The sequence below is a fragment of the Promineifilum sp. (SeqCode) genome (assembly GCF_041918635.1).
In the GTDB taxonomy this organism is placed as follows: Bacteria; Chloroflexota; Anaerolineae; order Promineifilales; family Promineifilaceae; genus Promineifilum.
Genome location: NZ_JAYRVJ010000608.1, coordinates 1 through 2,046, shown reverse-complemented (window position 1 = coordinate 2,046; position 2,046 = coordinate 1). Strand labels below are relative to the sequence as shown.

Annotated in this window: 2 protein-coding genes and 1 pseudogene; 2 read left to right on the top strand and 1 reads right to left on the bottom strand. The window is 65.3% G+C overall.

What is annotated here, in order from left to right:
• Window positions 1-318, bottom strand: a 318-nt coding sequence (locus ACE3UY_RS18125; protein ID WP_374688891.1) for a sulfotransferase, incomplete at its 3' end; no start/stop codon positions are given.
• A 107-nt stretch (window positions 319-425) separates the two neighbouring features.
• Here ACE3UY_RS18125 and ACE3UY_RS18120 point away from each other — a divergent pair.
• Together ACE3UY_RS18120 and ACE3UY_RS18115 are read left to right on the top strand one after the other, a co-directional pair.
• On the top strand, window positions 426-1,640 hold the full coding sequence (locus ACE3UY_RS18120) for a glycosyltransferase (RefSeq protein ID WP_374688890.1): 1,215 nt from the start codon (window positions 426-428) through the stop codon (window positions 1,638-1,640).
• A gap of 20 nt (window positions 1,641-1,660) precedes the next feature.
• A pseudogene (locus ACE3UY_RS18115) lies at window positions 1,661-2,046 on the top strand (hypothetical protein); the annotation flags it as partial.

Sequence of the window (2,046 nt, the reverse complement as noted above, 5' to 3'; positions counted from 1 at the left end):
GCCGCGCCGCTTGAGCGCCGCGTAAGGCCGATTGCGGTTCGCCGCCCGCCGCAGCCGGTTGACGCGCTGCCAGTAACGCCCCGGCGCGGCTGACGCGCTGAAGACGCGCAACATGTAGGCGCGCGATTCGGCGGTCAGATCGGCGGCTGAGAGCGCACACGACTGCCAACCCTTGACCGACGGGTGATGATAGCGCTCGATGATGGCTTTGCTCTCGTAGCCGAGCGACCACAGCGACGGCGCTTCGGACAGGATGGTGTAGAGTAAGGTCGTGCCCGACCGGGCGCAGCCGATGATCAGCACTGGCGATTTGATCATGAGGTCGCTATCATACCGCAGGGGACGAAAAGCGCGTCGTTGATCCTTTGTCGTTCGTCATTGGTCGTTTGTAGTTCGTAGTTCGTCGTTCGCCGCCTGAAGTTTATATGCGGTTACTCTTCTTGACCGGCCGGCTGCCCTATCCGCCCACGCGGGGCGATCGGTTGCGCGCCTATCACTTTCTGCGCGTTCTGTCGCGCGAGCATCGGATCACCCTGCTGTCATTCATCTCCGAAGGGAGCGAGAGCGGCAACGTGGGGGCGCTGCGGCCGTTCTGCGAGGACATCCAACTGGTGCACCGCGCGCCATGGCAAGCGACGGCCGGCGTGGCGTTGAATGCCTGGCGTCCCCTGCCCTTCCAATCCCTCTATTATCGCTCGCCGATCATGCGCGAGGCGGTCACCCGGCTGTTGGAGCGGGAGCGCTTCGACGCCGTCTACGCTCACCTCTTCCGCATGGCCCAGTTCGTCACCGGTCGCCAGCGACCCTACCGGATTCTCGACCTGACCGACGCTATCTCCGGCGAGGTGGAGCGCTCCTTGCCCTTTCGCGACCCGCTATGGCGGCTCATCTACCGGCTGGAGCTGCCGCGCATCCGCCGCTATGAGCGCGAGATCGTGCGCCACTTCGACGAGGCATGGGTCATCTCCGAGGAGGAGTTGCGCGCCCTGCGCGACAGCGGCGCGGCCGGCGAGATCTACGTCGTGCCCAACGGCGTGGAAGCGGAGCGCTACCGGCCAGCGGTCGCCTGGTCGCCCATCACGCCGGCAGCCGGTCTGGTCACGCCCGAGCCGGCGTTGGCCTTCGTCGGACACATGGGCGTCTTTCACAATGTGGACGCGGCTGAATACCTGGCCCACGACATCCTGCCGGGCGTCCGGCAACATCTGCCCACCACCCGGCTAGACCTCATCGGCGCAGAGCCGGCTTTGCGTGTGCAAGAGTTGGCGGCGTTGCCGGGGGTGCGCGTGCTGGGTCACGTCAGCGACCTCAACGCGGCGCTCAACGCGGCCACCGTCTTCGTCGCCCCCTTGCGCTTCGCCGCCGGCATCCAGAACAAGGTGCTGGAGGCGATGGCCGCCGGCTTGCCGGTTGTCACGACGAGCCACGTCAACCAGGGCATACGGGCCGAGGTCGGGCGCGACCTGCTCGTCGCCGACGAGACGGACGCACTGGTCGAAGCGGTTGTGCAACTGCTGCGCGAGCCAGAAGCGCGCCGCGAACTGGGCCGGGCCGGCCGGGCCTTTGTGCTGGCTCACTATCGCTGGGAGGACGTGCTCGACCGCGTGAGCACCATTGAAGGAAAGGTCAACGTGCGCTAATTGTGCTATGCTTGGGGCCAATGGACTCCAGACTTTCACGCTGGTGCGACGCCCTTCTGGAAGCCGGTTGGCTGATCGCCCTTCTCGTTATCCCCTTATTCTTCAACATACACTCCGAGCGCGTCTTTGAGCCTGACAAGCTGGCGCTGCTGAGGTCAATCGCCTTATTTATGGCGGCCGTTTGGGTCGTGCGCTTCGTCGACCGGCATAGCTGGCGGGAGCTTGGCCGCCTGCGGCCATCGGACCCGGCTGCGCTGTGGCACAAGCCACTGGTCTTGCCCATTCTGGCGCTCATCCTGGTCTACGCCCTCTCGACCCTCTTTTCGGTCGCGCCGCGGATCAGTTGGGCCGGCTCGTACCAACGTCTGCAGGGCACGTACACGATGCTGTCCTACGTCGTCATCTT